The organism is Cupriavidus consociatus, from assembly GCF_017814975.1.
GTDB classification, from domain to species: Bacteria; Pseudomonadota; Gammaproteobacteria; order Burkholderiales; family Burkholderiaceae; genus Cupriavidus; species Cupriavidus consociatus.
In genome coordinates, this window is record NZ_JAGIQA010000032.1 from 32479 (window position 1) to 48528 (window position 16050).

The 16050-nt window shown below is 61.2% G+C and carries 14 protein-coding genes and 2 pseudogenes; 13 read left to right on the forward strand and 3 right to left on the reverse strand.

Annotated features, from left to right (window positions below; genetic code table 11):
- Positions 1 to 286: 286 nt before the first annotated feature.
- The 6 genes from J8I82_RS31340 (at position 287) to J8I82_RS31365 (ending at position 5159) form a co-directional block, all read left to right on the forward strand.
- Positions 287 to 1477: an acyl-CoA dehydrogenase family protein gene (locus tag J8I82_RS31340; RefSeq protein ID WP_209763465.1), complete on the forward strand. Its 1191-nt coding sequence runs from the start codon at positions 287 to 289 to the stop codon at positions 1475 to 1477.
- A 2-nt stretch (positions 1478 to 1479) separates the two neighbouring features.
- Positions 1480 to 1968, forward strand: a complete 489-nt coding sequence (locus J8I82_RS31345) for a MaoC family dehydratase (RefSeq protein WP_336620918.1) — start codon at positions 1480 to 1482, stop codon at positions 1966 to 1968.
- 22 nt (positions 1969 to 1990) lie between these two features.
- Positions 1991 to 2410: a Zn-ribbon domain-containing OB-fold protein gene (locus tag J8I82_RS31350; RefSeq protein WP_209763468.1), complete on the forward strand. Its 420-nt coding sequence runs from the start codon at positions 1991 to 1993 to the stop codon at positions 2408 to 2410.
- A 1-nt stretch (position 2411) separates the two neighbouring features.
- Positions 2412 to 3590 carry a thiolase C-terminal domain-containing protein gene (locus tag J8I82_RS31355; RefSeq protein ID WP_209763469.1) on the forward strand — a complete coding sequence of 393 codons (1179 nt, stop codon included), beginning with the start codon at positions 2412 to 2414 and terminating at the stop codon, positions 3588 to 3590.
- Between the two features lie 34 nt (positions 3591 to 3624).
- Positions 3625 to 4095 (forward strand): MaoC/PaaZ C-terminal domain-containing protein, encoded by a 471-nt coding sequence (locus J8I82_RS31360; RefSeq protein WP_209763470.1) that lies wholly within the window; start codon positions 3625 to 3627, stop codon positions 4093 to 4095.
- A gap of 164 nt (positions 4096 to 4259) precedes the next feature.
- Positions 4260 to 5159 carry an alpha/beta fold hydrolase gene (locus tag J8I82_RS31365; RefSeq protein ID WP_209763471.1) on the forward strand — a complete coding sequence of 300 codons (900 nt, stop codon included), beginning with the start codon at positions 4260 to 4262 and terminating at the stop codon, positions 5157 to 5159.
- A gap of 143 nt (positions 5160 to 5302) precedes the next feature.
- On the opposite strand, the gene J8I82_RS31370 is transcribed toward J8I82_RS31365, so the two are convergent.
- On the reverse strand, positions 5303 to 6394 hold the full coding sequence (locus J8I82_RS31370; RefSeq protein WP_209763472.1) for a porin: 1092 nt from the start codon (positions 6392 to 6394) through the stop codon (positions 5303 to 5305).
- Positions 6395 to 6868: 474 nt separating this feature from the next.
- On the opposite strand from J8I82_RS31370, the gene J8I82_RS31375 reads away from it, so the two are divergent.
- The 5 genes and pseudogenes from J8I82_RS31375 to J8I82_RS31395 all read left to right on the forward strand — a co-directional run bounded on the left by J8I82_RS31375 (position 6869) and on the right by J8I82_RS31395 (position 12018).
- Complete coding sequence (locus tag J8I82_RS31375) at positions 6869 to 7834, forward strand: Bug family tripartite tricarboxylate transporter substrate binding protein (RefSeq protein WP_209763473.1); 966 nt, start codon at positions 6869 to 6871, stop codon at positions 7832 to 7834.
- 178 nt (positions 7835 to 8012) lie between these two features.
- Positions 8013 to 8174, forward strand: coding sequence for a CoA transferase (locus J8I82_RS31380; protein ID WP_284183229.1), 162 nt, complete (start codon positions 8013 to 8015; stop codon positions 8172 to 8174).
- Positions 8175 to 8459: 285 nt separating this feature from the next.
- Positions 8460 to 8711: pseudogene (locus J8I82_RS31385) on the forward strand (hypothetical protein); the annotation flags it as partial.
- 339 nt (positions 8712 to 9050) lie between these two features.
- On the forward strand, positions 9051 to 10307 hold the full coding sequence (locus J8I82_RS31390; RefSeq protein ID WP_209763475.1) for a CaiB/BaiF CoA transferase family protein: 1257 nt from the start codon (positions 9051 to 9053) through the stop codon (positions 10305 to 10307).
- Positions 10308 to 11200: 893 nt separating this feature from the next.
- Positions 11201 to 12018 (forward strand): IS5 family transposase gene (locus J8I82_RS31395; protein ID WP_209763476.1). Its coding sequence is split into 2 segments (ribosomal slippage): positions 11201 to 11549 and positions 11549 to 12018, totalling 819 coding nucleotides; the frame shifts between segments, so codons are not numbered across the junction.
- Between the two features lie 146 nt (positions 12019 to 12164).
- Here J8I82_RS31395 and J8I82_RS31400 read toward each other — a convergent pair.
- Positions 12165 to 12527: a CREC-EF hand family protein gene (locus tag J8I82_RS31400; protein WP_209763477.1), complete on the reverse strand. Its 363-nt coding sequence runs from the start codon at positions 12525 to 12527 to the stop codon at positions 12165 to 12167.
- Positions 12528 to 12952: 425 nt separating this feature from the next.
- On the opposite strand from J8I82_RS31400, the pseudogene J8I82_RS31405 reads away from it, so the two are divergent.
- A pseudogene (locus tag J8I82_RS31405) lies at positions 12953 to 13261 on the forward strand (porin); the annotation flags it as partial.
- 848 nt (positions 13262 to 14109) lie between these two features.
- Here the strand turns inward: J8I82_RS31405 and J8I82_RS31410 are convergent.
- A complete protein-coding gene (locus J8I82_RS31410) occupies positions 14110 to 14400 on the reverse strand; it encodes a hypothetical protein (RefSeq protein ID WP_209763479.1) in 291 nt (96 codons plus the stop codon).
- A 555-nt stretch (positions 14401 to 14955) separates the two neighbouring features.
- On the opposite strand from J8I82_RS31410, the gene J8I82_RS31415 reads away from it, so the two are divergent.
- Entirely contained in the window at positions 14956 to 15849 is an 894-nt protein-coding gene (locus tag J8I82_RS31415) for an ATP adenylyltransferase family protein (RefSeq protein WP_209763480.1), read from the forward strand.
- Positions 15850 to 16050 lie beyond the last annotated feature (201 nt).

Consider the following 16050-nt stretch of genomic DNA (forward strand, 5'->3'; position numbering starts at 1 on the left):
GACGCGCTCTTGCCTACTTTTGCCGATCGGGTAAATGTAGATCGCCCGCTACGGCGGCGAGCCAGCAGCGGCTGCCAAAAGTACTAATCATCCCCGCGCAATCCCACCGAAGAACCATTTTTCGACCAAAACAGCGTCAGCAAAACTTACCAATATCACCAAAAAAAGCGACTCGACTTTTGGTCCCCCGAAACTGAAACTTGACCTCACAGCACGAGACGCCGACCGGATGCCATCACATTCTCCGACGTGACAGCTTGCTGCAGTGAAACCAAGGAAACCAATCATGTCCGCTATTCCGAACTCCATCGAACAGAACAGCTCGCACGGCGTCACGCTGGACGACGTCCTCCAGGCCACGCAGGCCGTTACCCGCAATTTCGGGGACGAGTACTTCGGCAAGCTCGACAAGGAAGAAGCTTTCCCGCACGACTACATCAAGGCCTTGATGGATGCCAAGCTGCACACCGTGATGATTCCGGAGGAGTACGGCGGCATGGGTCTGGGCCTGCGCGAGGCGTGCGTCATCGTGGAGGAAATGCATCGCTCTGGCGGCGTGGGTTCAATGATCCATGGCCAGATGTTCATGATGGGGATTCTTGCGCGCCATGGCACGGACGAGCAGAAGCGCAGGATCCTGGAGGAAGTGTGCGCGGGCCGCGTGCGCCTGCAGTCCTTCTCCCTGACCGAGCCGAACGCGGGCACCGACACCGCCAAGCTGCAAACGAAGGCATGGCGCGAAGGCAACGAGTGGGTGATCAAGGGCCAGAAGCTCTGGACATCGCGTTTCGACTACACCGATGCCTTCATGGTCTTCGCGCGCACCAGCCCGCCGAAAGATCCGGCCAAGCCCCATCAGGGCATCTCGGCGTTCCTGGTCGACAAGCGCCAGGTCGACCCGAAGCAGTACACCAGCCGCAAGATCGACGTGATGTTCAACCATCACACCTTTGAAGTGTTCTACGACAACATGCGCGTGCCCGAAACCTCGCTGATCGGCGAAGAGGGCAAGGGCTTCAAGTACCTGCTCGACGGCCTGAACGCCGAGCGCATCATCATCGCGTCGGAGGCCATTGGCGACGGCCGCTGGTTCGTGGAGAAGGCGGTCAACTATGCCAAGGAGCGCGTCCTGTTCGGCAAGCCTATCGGCGCAAACCAGGGCGTGCAGTTTCCGATTGCGCTTGGCTACGCACACCTTGAAGCGGCGGATGCCCTGCGCTGGAAGGCCGCCGACAAATTCGACCGCCGCGAGCCCTGTGGCGGCGAAGCCAACATTGCCAAGATGCTCGCGTCCGATGCGTCGTGGGAGTTGGCCAATGTCTGCATGCAGACGCATGGTGGTTTTGGCCTGGCGCGGGAGTATCACATCGAGCGCCGCTTCCGCGATACGCGCGTGTTCCAGATTGCCCCGATCTCGCCAAACATGGTCCTGAACTACGTCAGCCAGCACGTGCTGGGGCTGCCGCGTTCCTACTGAGCCTGGAGAGAACGATGAACGAAGGACTCTATTTCGAGGACTACACGGAGGACTGGAGGTACGAGTCCGCGGCAGTACCGGTTGCGGAAGAAGGCATCGCCGGGTTCGTCGAGCTTCACCAGTTCCATACGCCCACCTTCACCGATCGCGGCTACGTCGAGTCGTCCAGGGAATACGGCGCGCGCATGTCGCCGGGGCTGCACGTGCTGTGCCTGGCGGAGGGCGTGGTACTCAGGGCCGGGCTTACCCGCCGCCGGGGCATCTTCCTGATGGAGCTGACACCGAAGTTCCTGAAGCCGGTCTTCGCAGGCGACTCGATCAGCGTTCACGTGCAGCTGAAATCAAAGCGCCTGACGAGCAAGCCGGACCGCGGCGTGGTCACCACGACCCACGAGGTCAGGAACCAGCGTGGCGAGGTGGTCGTGGCATACGACTCCACGCGGATGATCCGCACTCGCGCTTACGTCGAGACGGCTGCCGCCACCAACTGAATCAGCACAAGGAGGACAGACAGTGCAAGCCGCATTGCCAAAGCCAGTGGCCAACGCCGATTCGCAAGTCTATTGGGATGCCGCCCGCGAGCGGCGGCTGGTGATCCGCAGATGCAAAGCATGCGGAGAGCTCCATTTCATGCCGCGGTACCTCTGTCCGTCCTGCTGGTCGGACGACCTGGAATGGATAGATGCCGCGGGGACCGGACGTGTGCATAGCTTCAGCGTGATCCGCCGCGCTTCGGACCCGGCATTCGCTTCGCGCGTGCCGTATGTGATCGCGCTGATCGAACTGGACGAGGGCCCTCGCATGATGGCGAACATTCTCGGCGAGAATGCACTTGCCGTTGGAGTGGGCGACGCCGTGAGGGTCACGTTCGAAGATCGCGGCGATGGGGCACTGATTCCGCAGTTCGAGCGGATCAGCGAAAGCGGAGCATGACATGAAGAAGGTTGCATCTCTCAAGAACAAGGTCGCCATTGTTGGCGTCGGGGAATCCGAGATCGGGCGGGTTCCCCATATGTCGGGCTTGGGCCTGAATGCGCAGGCCGCCCGGCGCGCGCTCGATGATGCCGGACTGAAGGTGTCCGACATCGACGGCCTGCTGACGGCCTATTCGTTCACCGAGCCCTATTTCATGCTAGGTTCGGTGCTGTGCGAATACCTGGGCCTGAAGCCGCACTACAACGCCTCGATGGTGGTCGGCGGTGGCAGCCCGGCAGTGATGCTCAAGCACGCGGCCGAAGCCATCGCGGCCGGCCAGGCCGAGACGATCCTTGTCTGTGCCGGCGAAAACCGGGCGACAGGACAGTCGCGCGATGCCACGGTCAGCACGCTGCTGGCGGTCGGGCACCCCTACTTCGAGCAGCCCTACGGCGGCTCGATTCCGGGCTACTACGCCATGATCGCGCAGCGGCACATGCACAAATATGGCACGACGCGGGAGCAGCTTGCCCATGTCGCCGTTCAGACGCGCAAGCATGCGTTGCTGCACCCGAACGCGCATATGAAGAAGCCTGTCGCGCTGGATGATGTCCTCGCGGCAAAGCCCATTGCCGATCCGCTGGGCATGCTCGACTGCTGTCTGATTTCCGATGCCGGCGGTGCGTTCATCGTCACCTCGGCGGAGCGTGCGCGGGACCTTCAGTGCAAGCCTGTCTACCTGCAGGGCATCGGCGAATATCACACGCACGAGCACCTGATGTGCGCACCCAGCCTGACGGAATTCGGTGCGACAGAGTCAGGACGCATTGCCTACGAAATGGCTGGCCTTGGCCCCGGCGATATCGATGTAGCGCAGCTCTACGACTGCTTCACGATCGTGCCCATCCTGGAACTGGAAGAACTCGGCTTCGTCGAGCCCGGGGAAGGGGGAGCCTTCTTCGCCGAGGGGCATGCCGCCATCGGCGGCAAGCTGCCTGTCAATACGCATGGCGGCATGTTGTCGCATGCGCACGCCGGTGCTGCCGGCGGACTGTTCGGCATTGTCGAAGCCGTGCGCCAGTTGCGCGGAGGACTGGGCCAGCGCCAGGTGAATGGCGCCGAAGTCGCGCTCGTCCACAACGAGGGCGGCATCTTGTCCTCGCATTGCACCGTTATCCTAGCCAACGACCGAGGCTGAGGCCTCGACTCATCTCCATTCCACAGGATTTGCCATGACCATAGCTTCCACGCCGCGCGGCAGGTACTTTGAAGATTTCGAAGTCGGACAGGAGTTCATCAGCCCAGCACGTACCATCACGCTGACCGACATTGTGAACTTCGCATGCCTCTCGGGCGATTTCAACGAAGTCCATACCAATTTCGAGTACTGCAAGACGACCTCATTCGGCGAGCCAATTGCCCACGGTCCGCTGGTGTACGCCGTGATGGCCGGCCTACAGTACGCTAGCGGCATCAACGACGGCACGCTGATCGCATTGCTTCAGAACGACCAGTGGCGGATGCTGGTGCCGGTCAAGCATGGCGACACCATCCGCGCTCGCGTTCGCGTGCTCGAAAAGAAGGAGACGAGCAAGCCGGACCGTGGCGTGGTGATTGTCCGGCGTGAAGTCATCAAGCAGGATGGCACGGTCGCGCAGGAGATGCGAACAAGCTTCCTCTACCGCCGCCGGCCCAAAGGCTGACCGCTGCCAATTCTTCCTGCGCGCCACGGTGCGGCGCGCCGGCATTCAGCCCCGCCGCAATGCGCGCCGGGGCACTTTTTTTTGTTGCCGGATGGACGGTGCTGGGCCTGCGACGCCGCCGTTTCTTGTCACAATTCTCCGCGCTTCGGACCGCGCGATGCTCCATGACAGTTTCAATTTTGAACCCTTACACGCGACTGCCGGGGACTCCGGTGCCCACGCATAGCTGGCCGGCAGGCGATGGTATCCGGCTCGCCGGTGACGCCTGGGGCGACTCCCGTGGGCCACTGGTAGTGCTGCTGCACGGCGTCGGACAGACGCGCCATGCCTGGCGCACCACGGCGCGCATGCTTGGCGCAGCGGGCTACCATGCGGTGACCTTCGATGCGCGAGGCCACGGTGACTCCGATTGGGCGATGGACGGCGACTATTCCCGCGACGCCATGGTACGTGATCTCCAGTCCCTTGTCGCGACGCTGGGCAAGCGCCCGGCGTTGATTGGTGCGTCGATGGGCGGCGCCACCGGCCTAGTAGGCGTCGGGGAAGGGCGCGTCGACGCCAGCGCATTGATTCTCGTCGACATTGCGCCGCGTACGGAGCCTTCCGGCGTGGCCAAGGTAAGGTCGTTCATGAACGGTACGGCCGAAGGCTTCGGCTCGCTGGGGGAGGCCGCGGCCGCCATCCATGCTTACCGGCCCCGCGCACGGTCAGCCGGCGTTCCGCACGGCCTTTCCAAGAACCTTCGCCTTGGTCCGGACGGGCGCTACTACTGGCACTGGGATCCGCGGCTCATGGAGCGCGAACGCGAACCCGACGATCGTCGCGTCGAAGCTGCACGCCGGCTCGATGTGCCAACCCTGCTGGTGCGTGGCGGGCAGTCTGACGTTGTCAGCGAGGACGGCGCCCGGGACTTCCTGGCGCTATGCCCGCGCGCCGAGTTCGTGAATATTACCGGTGCCGGCCACATGGTGTCCGGTGACCGCAACGACGTGTTCGGGCGTGCGGCGCTCGGATTTCTGCGTCGCGTTGTCCCGGTCTGCGACGACGGAAGCGCGAGTGAGTAGGCGGTGGCCGCGGCAGAGAGCAGAAAGCTGAGAAGAACGGCCTCGCGCACGACGCAGATGTCTCACACGAGGCTCGGCATCTAAAGCGGCACGACTACGTCGTGCCTCCGATGCAAACGTGGCAGCCGCACCCTGACACGGCGTCAGAATTTATGGCGCAGGCCAAGCACCGTGCCGAACTGATTGGCGCCGGCGAGGACCGTGCCGAAGCCCGAAGACCCCGACCCCAGGCCCAGCGTCGAGCCATTGCGGTTCTTCGTGTAGCCAATCGTCAGGTAGGCATCGGTACGCTTCGAGAACGCATAATCGGCGGAGGCCACGAAGAGCCATGGATCTGCATTGGTGCCGGCGAAATCCTGATAGTAGCCGCCGGCGGAGAGCGTCAGAGGACTTGTCGCCTGCCAGCGTGCGCCTGCCCACCAGAGGTTGGAGCGCTGCGATGGCTGGAGCGCAGGTGCACCCTGCAACAACGCGCCGTCATATGCCTTGGCCCAACGATAGCCAGCATAGAGGGTCGTATTGCCGATCGAGTACGTGCCGACCAACATGGCCCGGCGCGTGGTTGCCTCGGGCGAGGTTGTGGTGGTGCCCGTATTGATCTCGTCGTACGCGGTCGCGATGCTGAAGTTGTTCGACGTGTAAGCCAGGCTGCCGCCAAACTCGCGCCCGATTCTGGCATTGCCCGCCACCTCGCTGCCGTTGGCCCTCGTGCTATCCCACCCAAAGCTGTACATCGCCGTGGCCTTCAGCGCACCGAACTTGCCAACATATTTGACAGTGTTGTCAGCGCGCGAAGCCAGGGCGATATCCTGCACGAGTACGGAATATCTAGGCGCGAGGCCGACGGGATCGAAACTGCCCGTGATGTCGAACAGCGCGTTGATCTGCCTGCCCAGAAGCAGCGAGCCCCATTGCCCCTGCAGGCCTACATACGCACTTCTTCCGAATAGCCGCCCACCCTGCCCGGACCGCGCCGTATCGGCCTCGAACCCGCTTTCCAGCACGAACAGTCCAGCCAGGCCGCGTCCGAGATCCTCGGTGCCGCGCAGACCCCAGCGTGAGCCCGAAAGGTTGCCCGGCGTCATACGAACGACATCATGGCCGTTTGGCTGATGGTTTGCATACTCGATGCCAGCATCAACTACGCCGTACAAGGTCACGCCGGCCTGCCCGTAGGCGGCGGATGAACAGACCACCACGGCAGTTGCGGCCAACAGCTTCAATCCCGGCTTCATTCTTTCTCCTGTCTCCATATCGCTTGTTCGTTATCGGAGTTCGTCAGGTCGATGCATCGGAAACATGTTCTCCGATGCAATGCCGTCTGTACGTCTCCATGCGGCACGGCATCTTTGCCGGCGCCGTGCATAGCACAGCAAGGGCCATGCCTGTAGGACCACCGGCAACGCGCATCACCCGCCCAGTGCGATGTTCCGCGGGACAGGAACGCGTTGCGATGGTTGTTGCAGGCGTCGAAGGCGTTGTCTTTGCTGTCGTCATGAACAACGTATGTGTTTTCGAACGACAGGTATCGACGCAGCGGAGACTGCGCTGCATGCCGTTGCATTCCCCGCCGCGTGGTCAGCGCGGCTTATCGCTCCGGTAAATAAAGGCGACTCGACAGCGATGGCGCGACCACCAAGAATCCGATGCGTAATAGTGGTCGCAATAGTGGCCGTAATGGCGGCTTCTTATGAATGGAGAAACATCCAATGCGTGCATCCGTGTTTGGCATGCTTTCACTGGCGATGCTGGCATCGCTGCATGTCTCGCAAGCGAAGGCGCAGGAGCGGGTGCGCCCGCCGCTCAGGCTTATCGTCCCCTACACGGCGGGGGGAACGACCGACTACGTCGCCCGTCTTCTGCAGAAGCCGCTCGGTGAGTTCCTGAAGCAGACGGTCGTCGTTGAAAACAGGCCCGGCGCAGCGGGAACGATCGGCACCGACAACGTCGCGAAGGCGGCGGCTGACGGCAACACACTGCTGTTCGGCAACCAGGGGCCGAATGCGCTCGTTCCCACGCTCAGGAAGACGCCATATGATGCGCTGAACGATCTTCGGCCGTTGACGACAATCGCCTTCATGCCGCTGGTGTTGATGACTTCGGCAGAGAAAGGACCTGCGACGCTCGATTTGTTGTTGCGCCAGGTGCGGCGGCCTGGCGCAAACATCAACTACGGGTCTTCAGGGATCGGCTCGCTTGCGCATCTGACGACGGTCGAGTTCTCCCGTCGTGGCAAGCTCGTGATGACGCATATTCCCTATCAGGGAGGATCGCTGGTTGCCACAGGCCTGCTCCAGGGTGATATCCAGTGCAGCTTCGTGACGTCCCTCGAATCCGCGTTAATGGTGCGATCTGGCAGGATGCGGATGCTGGGCGTGGCGGCAGCCCGCCGCCTTCCAACTCTGCCGAATGTCCCGGCCATTGCCGAGGTGTTGTCCGGATTCGAAAGTGTCCTGTGGTTTGCCGCATTCGCACCGAAAGGCACCAGCGACGAGGACGCCATACGGCTTCGCGATGCATTGGTCAAAGCCGTCGAAAGTCCCGACTTCCGAAAATACCTGGCCGACAACTATGCCGAGGCAAAAGCCAGTACGCCGGAAGAACTGACTTGGCTGATCCGCCGAGATATGCAGCATTGGGCCGACGTCGCCCGCACCGCCAGGATTTCCATGTAGTGCCGCATTCTGTTGACCGGGAGGGTGCATCACTGTACTTCAGTTGAATAATGATTGATACCAGCGAGGGAACTGCCGAAGCGGCGGGCCTGTTCGACGACATGGCAACGCCAGGGCATGAGCAGCCCGCCGCGTCACAGGACCTATCAGCCCGGGGTCCGCTTGTGATGGCCTGCGTGTGGTCGACATGACCTCATTGGGCATGGGGCCCCTGGCCGCGCAGATTCTGGGCGATTATGGCGCTGACGTGATCAAGCTCGAGGCCATCACAGGCGACGTATTTTGTCACGTCCGGCCCCGGTGCTCGCCAGGCATGAGCCATGCATTCTGGCCGTCGTGATGCCTGAACACGTTGCGGGCCGCACCTTTGTACCGCCTCGTGGCGGGACTGGCTATGGGCGCATCATGAACGCAAACCGTCTGCCGTTTTGTACAAAAGGACGGATTGCTGGCGGTCATGCCCTACACCACGCCGCAATGGTTGCGGTACTTCCGCCTGATCGGAAGGGAGGACCTGGCCAACGACCCGGCGATGGCAGATCCCATGAAGCGTAACCGGCGGGGAGGACATCCTCTTCGGCAAAGTGAACAGCCCTGACGAACTCATCAAGGTGACACGCACCTTGCTGAGCTCGAGATGTTTCCGCTGGTGCGCCACCCCAGTGAAGGCATGCTGCGTCTGATCGGCTTTCCCATCACGTTCTCTGAGACACCCAATACGCTGCGGCATCTCCCGCCGCGGCTGGGGCAGCACACCCGCGAGCTGCTCGCGGAAATCGGATTCTCTGAAGCGGAGATCAATGACATGCGCGCTCGCAAAGCGGCCCTCATGGACGCGACACGACGTGCTCTGACCTGCCAGGGGTGGCATCGCTGAATGTCAGGACGGCTTTGTTCTCGGAAAATTTCATCTCACAGGCTCTTCGTTGCGAACGACGGCCGATGAGCCGCACAATTTGTGCCAGGTCTTCAAAATTCCCCTCGCCGGCTTCAGGCGAAGCGTAGCCGTGTGTTCCACGACGGAACGGGCGCGACCGCGATGACAGCAGCAGATATCTGTCTTTGACGCGAACAAAGATTGTCTTTTTCGACGACTGCTTCACGCAATGTTCGTTGTCGGTAAGAAAGACTTTCCGGAACACACAAGAGATCCAACTCGACATTGGTTCAGGGTCAACTCAAACTGCTTACAACGACAACATAGACCCGTGAATCCATGTCTTCATCCACGCCAACACCTGATCCTCTCCGGGGCGTCAAGGTCATCGAACTTTCACATCTGATTGCCGGCCCGTACTGTGGGCAGTTGCTTGCTGAAGAGGGCGCAACCGTGATCAAAGTCGAACCGCCGGAAGGTGAGCTGACGCGTCATCGGGAGCCCATGCGCCGGTCGGGAGGCAAAACTATTTCGGGCTACTTTGGCGCGCTCAATCGCGGCAAGAAAAGCATTACTCTGGACCTCAAGAACCCGCAGGGTCTGCATACGCTGCATGGTCTTCTCGAGACAGCCGACGTGCTGGTGACCAACATGCGCGGTGGCGCCCTTAAGCGCCTGGGTCTCTACCCCGATGAGTTGCTCAAGCGATATCCGCGGCTGGTGATCGCCTGCATTTCCGGTTTTGGCCTGAATAACGCAGGAAAATACACGGAGAGGGCCGGCCTTGCGATGGTGGCGGAGGCCATGTCGGGCACCACCAGCCTGACGCGAGATCACGATGGCGATCCCGTGTGGTGCGGCTTTGCCATGGGTGACATTCTCGCGGCGATGGCGGCGCACTCGGCAATCCTGCTCGCGTTGCGCAATCAGGAAAAGCATGGTCTGGGCCGGGTGCTGGATCTGAGCATGGTCGAGTGCTCGCTGCCCATGGTATGTGTGGCGCTTGCCCGCGAACAATCGGCGAGCGCAGAGCTCCGGGCATTCGCGGGCTCCAACAACTTCCATGGCGTGCCTTATGGCGCTTTCCCGGCGTCGGACGGTTTTGTCAATATCGGTGTCAATCGCGACGACTTCTGGAAGCGCCTGTGCGAGGCGATGGAACAGCCGGAACTTGGCGTGGACCCGCGCTACGAGACCTATGTCGAGCGCGCAAAGCGGCAACACGAGGTGCATCGGATGACGGAAGCCTTTACGCGGCGCTTTACCCGCGGCGAGATTGTTGAAAAGCTCAACGCGGCCGATGTGCCTGTGGCCAGTATCCTGACCATGGCCGAACTCACCAGCGACGACTACATGCGCACCCGCGGATCGTTCCGCACCGTGCGTGACGGGATCGGAGGCACCATGTTCTTGCCGGTGGACCCGAGCCGCTTTCAACCTGCCGAGGGCAGTGATCTGGTCCCATTGCTGGGCGAGCACAGAGAGGAGGTGCTCTCGCGTGAGCTGGGGCTGTCGGGTGAAGAGATTGCCCGCCTTGAACAGGCCGGCGCCTTTGGAAAGCCGAAGATTCTCGCCGCCGATGCAGTAGTCCAGTAAAAGCCGGGGACGCGCCGGGCGACGCTACATGAGCGCGGCGGTGCTAGCGGCCGGCACACGACGGGAGGTAATCGAGAATTCCGGGCGTTGCGGCTGCCATGTAGCGCCCTTCATTGCAGCGCTACGTCACGAGTCGCACCTGGCGATTGGCGGTACGCCAGCATTCCGTGCGTGAGCCGGTAGCCAGCCACAGGCACGGCGCATGCTGGTCCGCCTTGTTCCGAACATCGCAGGCTTCAGGCGCCGCTAGAGGTCTGCCATGTTGCCCGATCATCGTGCGCAACGGTTTTGGCGTGCTCATCCGTTCCGGGGTGACGGCGGGCATGATGGTGGTGGGTTGCGGCCCAGCTCGCTGCTGAGTTGCCGGTGCGCCTTCCCTGGCTGACATGCCGCCTCCAGATCATTGCGTGTGCGCCGTGGCACCCGCACGCCTGCTGTGGGTCATCTCCCCATGTCGAGCTGCATGGCGGTGCTGCTCCAGATACTTTCCAGTCGGCTGGGGAGTGGTGGCCGGCATGGACCTCGTGCAGGCAGGCTTGCCGGCGGGGATCTGCCGGGATTCGCGATTGTGCTCTGCAGTCCATAACTTTCGAATCTCGGCCGGTCCTCAGATAGATCCGCACTGGATCCGGCGCTGCGCGCGCCCCGGGCGGGGGGGTGCGCGGCCATGCGGCGGGCCCGCCTATTTCTGACGCATCGTAGCCCCGCGATCGGCAACAGACATATGGGGGTTAGGTCAAAGCTCGTGAGGGGGGACCGCCTTGCATGCAGCATCACGCGCCACTTCGCACAACTGGTCTCCCTAAGAACCTGTTTCAAAAAGAGCTGCCGGATACTGTTAACTTTAGGGCGAACCTGTTAACCTCATCCGTTGTGACAACAGGACAGAGGGGATGGGCAAGCCAATCATTGACGACGAATTGTGGGCACTGATCGAACCGCTTCTTCCTCCGGCCAAGCCGCGACGATTCCGATATCCGGGTCGCATGCCGGTGTCGGATCGGGCAGCACTGACAGGCATCCTGTTTGTCTTGAGAAGCGGCATCCGGTGGAACGAACTACCCGCCGAGATGGGTTGCGGCTCCGGTGTCAGTTGCTGGCGTCGGCTACGCGATTGGCAAAGTGCCGGCGTATGGGATCGATTGCACGAGATCCTTCTAGGCAAGCTACGCGCGGCCGATCGCATCGATTTCTCACGCGTCGTCATCGATTCCTCTTCAGTTCGAGCGATTGGGGCGGGCCAAAAACAGGCCCGAACCCCACCGATCGCGCGCGACCAGGTTCCAAGCACCACGTCGCCACCGATGCGAACGGCACGCCGATCGCGGTCATCCTGACCGGCGCAAACCGTAACGACATCACCCAGCTTCTGCCTCTGATCGAAGCGATTCCGGCTATCCGAGGATGCCGAGGCCGCCCTTTGCGCAAGCCTGGCCGCATCTACGCTGATCGCGCGTACGACCACGACAAATATCGCAGGCCGCTTCACGCTGCCGGCATCCCGACTTCGATCGCTCGGCGTGGCCAGCCGCACGGCAGCGGACTCGGCAAGATCCGCTGGGTTGTAGAGCGCACTCATGCTTGGTTGCATGCATTCCGGCGTTTGCGCACCCGCTTCGAGCGTCGCGCCGACATCCATGAAGCCTTACTCAAGCTGGCCTGCTGCCTCATTTGCTGGCGCACCCTTCAGCGTGACGGGTCTTCATTTTGAAATGAGTTCTAAAGCGGTTGCCGTTGCCTTACGGGTAGGGTGCGCTTTTTATCTTAGTCTCGATCAGGTGCATGCGGGACCACTGCGGGCGGGAGATACGGCTCGAATTCTCCCGCTCCCTCATCTTATGAGAACCTGCAGCGCCTTCAGTTCCAGATCGGATCTTCCTTCTGCATCTGGTCCTTGGTCTTCTTCATCCAGTAGGAACCGATCTGGCGCTCAGTGACATAACCCTGCTTTCTTACGTCGATCTTGTCGAAATTTTCGTAGACCTTTGGCATTCCCGCCTGGGCTTCGTCGCGAGTCAGCTTGCCGTTATGATTGGAATCGGCTGCCTTGAAGCGCTCGGCAATCAGGGCCTTGGCCTGGGCCGTAGTCGGAGGCGCTGCAGGAACGTCGGATGGCGCCGTCCCCGGTTGGGATCCCTGGGCCGTCTGGGCGGCTGCGCCTATCGAAGTCAGTGCCATCAGGACTGCGAAACCAAATGCGGACAATTTGCATACGGACATGTCGCTCTCCTCGATACGTTATGTGAGTTTGGATTTCAGACACGGAAACGACTTCTGATCCAGCTCCTGTGAGCTTGGCTCACCAGCATTCTAGGCGCTCCGCGCGGAGAGCGCTTCGCTGGCGACTGTTGCAACCGGCCGACACCGTTTTTCCGTTTCGAGCGTTTCCAGTCATCGGATGTTGGCGGAGAACGAATTACGCTCCTATGCTCGAACAGGTTGCCTGGCAGCACGCTGTAAGGCCATCCATGCAAACGAACGAAGGCGTGGTTAAACCACCAAGAAAAATAGAATGAGAGGAGAGCGGGCATGGCACTGAAGAGGACGGCCCCGGCGTCTGTGCTGGGATGGCCGCTGGCGGCCCTTGCGCAGTCAAGCGTCACGCTGTCCGGCGTGATCGACCCCAACGTGGAATACGTCAACGGATCGGCGCCAATTACCAGGTCACGCTGGCGCTGGCGCTCACGCTCGAGTACAACTACGACGATCTCAAGAACCTTTACGGCAACACAAATGTGGCCAATCCGTGGCAGGTCTCCTTCGTGGCCGACTACTCGCTGTCCAAGCGTACCGATGTCTACGTGACCACGGCCTATGCCAAGAACGCCGGCTAGATGCTTGACTCGCTGGCGACCGTCTTTGCCAACAGCCTGTCGCTGGGTAACAGCTATGTCCTGGGCAACGGGCAGAGCAACATGTTCGGCGTCGCCTTGGGTGTCCGGCACAAGTTCTGAGCCGACCCTTAATCGTCGCCTTGTTCCTGCACTCATTGCGTTGCAGCCTTCTGGAGGGCCACGTGTTAATCCGAAGAACAATCCTCTCTGCCTGCGTGGTGACCATGCTGGTTTCCGCATGCTCGACCACCCCTATACCGGCAAGTCAGGCGGCGCCAGCGCCTTCCGAGAGACTTAGCGGATTGCAAACGCCGCCACCCGGCGAGTTTGCAACGCTGGTCGTGACCCGGGATCAAGGGTTCTACGGCAGCGCTTGCGATACAGTCCTGTCAGTCGATGGGAAGGAAGTGGGCCGACTCAAGTCCGGTGAGGTGGCCCGGTTCTACGCCAAACCGGGGGCGATCATTCTTGGCGCCCAGACTTCGGCAATGTGTCTCGGTGGCTTGAAGGAGAGGGAGGTAAGGCTCACTCCAGCTGCGACGGTCCGTTATCGCATTTCCATCGATTCGAGTGGCGGCCTGGATTTGTCACCGACCGCATTCTGACTGCAAGGTCTTTACGTCCGGCAGACTCCCGACCCGTTGGCGCCGCACGTGGCGCGCGACTCGAGGCGCCGCCATACCACACGCCGCCGAAGGGGATGGGGCGTTCTTCCGTCATGCTACGATCCTCCGAAACGGACGGGGTTGACTATGGCAACAGAGACCTACGGGGGATACACCATTCGAGGCTTTGCGAAGCCCATGGGGGACGGCTCGTTCGAAGCATCGGGGGCCGTAGAGAAAGGCACCCAAGTGCTAGAGACCTCCGATCCGATCGGCTTTTACCCGAGCTTCCAGCGGGCAGTCGCGGAAGGTCTCGTCTGGGCGAGGGCGTGGGTTGATGCTCATGCCTGAACCCTCCTGAACTCAACCAACGTCACCCACGGCGGGGCCGTTGATCTGCTCCCACAGCGATCGGTAACTGCCACGGGCGTCGGTGCTCAGACCGGTGTCCGCGTAGTGTGCCCAGTTACCATCCGCGCTGCGACGGCGCTCGATGCCCCGGGATAGCATCCGCTTCACTGTAGTCATTAGGTGCTCTACGCGCACGCTGGTGATCTCGGACACCAGGCGGCAGGCCCAGCGAGACTTGTGAATCGACAGCAGCAGGCGGAAGCGCAGTTGCTTGTCCCTCAACCAGAACTTCGGCAGTGTCATCTGGAGGGTCTTCCGCGGCAGGTCGCAGCTTAGACATAATGACCGATCAGCGATCCGCGTTCAAGAAGATGGCCGTCACAGCGATGTCATTTTGGGCCCGACATAATCGCTCATCAAGCAACTCTGTTCGAGTGATATGCGCGTAACGATTCGCACATTTACTATCCCAGGAAAGCGGAGCCGCGAACCTCTGCACCAAGCGGCTGTGTACGCCACGATAGGACAGGACGCCGCTCCCCTCATGAGAAGTGATTGGAGTCAGCGAGAGTCCGAGGTACTCAAAGCAGCGCTAAACTGGGCTCGACGGAACTCCTATATCGTGTCGAATCCCCGGTTGGGCCATTATATGGAATCGCTGCCGGCCGCGAAGTGGAACGGTTGCCATGGCACTGCTGCCCATCACGATGGGATTCAGACGCGATAGTACATTTCTACCCATCATGATGGCGCGACACTTTCAACTCATCAGGCGTCTCTTGCCGACGCCATTGCGGAGCCATCAGTTGAGCACTCCCACAGGGGAATCTATGCTGCAGTGGTAACTGCAAGCGGACCATGCACCATTCAAGCCTTCAGCCCGGTACCCTTTGGCCGGCCATCGTGCAACGAACGGCGCACGCCCTGCAGAGAGGGGCGTTGTGTCCGATCGAAACAGTCCAATCGTCGATCGAGGATGGCGGCGTGCGGTTTTTGGTTCGCCAGGTGTCGAACCTGGCCCGCAAGGACAAAGTATGCGGAACCGGTGGGGCCGGTGGAAATCCATTCCTTCCCTATGACCCTGATTTGTTCGTTGCGGATATTTCCGATACCCATGTGGCCTTGCTTAACAAGTTCAACGTCATCGAGCATCACCTGCTCATCGCCACGCGCCGTTTCGAGCCGCAAGAATCTTTGTTGACCGTAGCGGACTTCGCCGCGCTGTTGGCTTGCATGGCGGAGTTCGGTAGCCTGGGCTTCTACAACGCTGGGGCCGCCGCTGGAGCGAGTCAAGCCCATAAGCATCTGCAGGCTGTACCACTGCCGCTTGCCGAGTCGGGGCCGTCGGTGCCGATCGGCCCCTTACTGAAATCGGCGCGAGTCACCGGCACCATCGGCATCGTCCCCGGTCTGGCATTTGCAAATGCCTTCGCGCCGTTGGATATCTTTGCTGCGCCGCAGCACGAAATGGCATGCACGGTGTGCGAACGCTACCATGCATTGCTCGATGCGGTTGGCATCCGGGCCATCGATGTGGATGGCAGGTTGCTCCAATCAGCGCCATACAATCTGCTGGTTATGTCCGCAGGGCTACTGCTCGTGCCAAGATTCAGCGAGGTCGTTGAAGGCATCGCGGTTAATGCTCTGGGGTTCGCCGGCTCGTTATTTGTGCGGGACGTGGCGCAGATGCGAATCATAGAGAGACTTGGTCCAATGAATCTCCTCCAACGAGCCGCGGCGGCCCCAGGGTAGCAATCGACTTGCCGACGATGCAACGTGCATCGCTGGTATGTGACTATGGCCGGACGCAGTCGGGTGGCCGCAGCGGGCCCGCGACCGGTTGAATCCGCAACCCATTTCGGTCAATCAGATTTCTACAAACCGGCCATTCATTCGCCGCGGCGTGCAATAAGCCTACCGCCCCAGCCAGAACGAACCGAAGCTGCGACCGGC

Excerpts from the sequence above, each read along its gene's own strand:
- J8I82_RS31365 (WP_209763471.1), top strand. The coding sequence starts at position 4,260 with ATGACAGTTTCAATTTTGAACCCTTACACGCGACTGCCGGGGACTCCG.
- J8I82_RS31340 (WP_209763465.1), top strand. The coding sequence starts at position 287 with ATGTCCGCTATTCCGAACTCCATCGAACAGAACAGCTCGCACGGCGTC.
- J8I82_RS31400 (WP_209763477.1), bottom strand. The coding sequence starts at position 12,527 with ATGTCCGTATGCAAATTGTCCGCATTTGGTTTCGCAGTCCTGATGGCA.
- J8I82_RS31415 (WP_209763480.1), top strand. The coding sequence starts at position 14,956 with ATGCACCATTCAAGCCTTCAGCCCGGTACCCTTTGGCCGGCCATCGTG.
- J8I82_RS31390 (WP_209763475.1), top strand. The coding sequence starts at position 9,051 with ATGTCTTCATCCACGCCAACACCTGATCCTCTCCGGGGCGTCAAGGTC.
- J8I82_RS31360 (WP_209763470.1), top strand. The coding sequence starts at position 3,625 with ATGACCATAGCTTCCACGCCGCGCGGCAGGTACTTTGAAGATTTCGAA.
- J8I82_RS31370 (WP_209763472.1), bottom strand. The coding sequence starts at position 6,394 with ATGAAGCCGGGATTGAAGCTGTTGGCCGCAACTGCCGTGGTGGTCTGT.
- J8I82_RS31410 (WP_209763479.1), bottom strand. The coding sequence starts at position 14,400 with ATGACACTGCCGAAGTTCTGGTTGAGGGACAAGCAACTGCGCTTCCGC.
- J8I82_RS31355 (WP_209763469.1), top strand. The coding sequence starts at position 2,412 with ATGAAGAAGGTTGCATCTCTCAAGAACAAGGTCGCCATTGTTGGCGTC.
- J8I82_RS31375 (WP_209763473.1), top strand. The coding sequence starts at position 6,869 with ATGCGTGCATCCGTGTTTGGCATGCTTTCACTGGCGATGCTGGCATCG.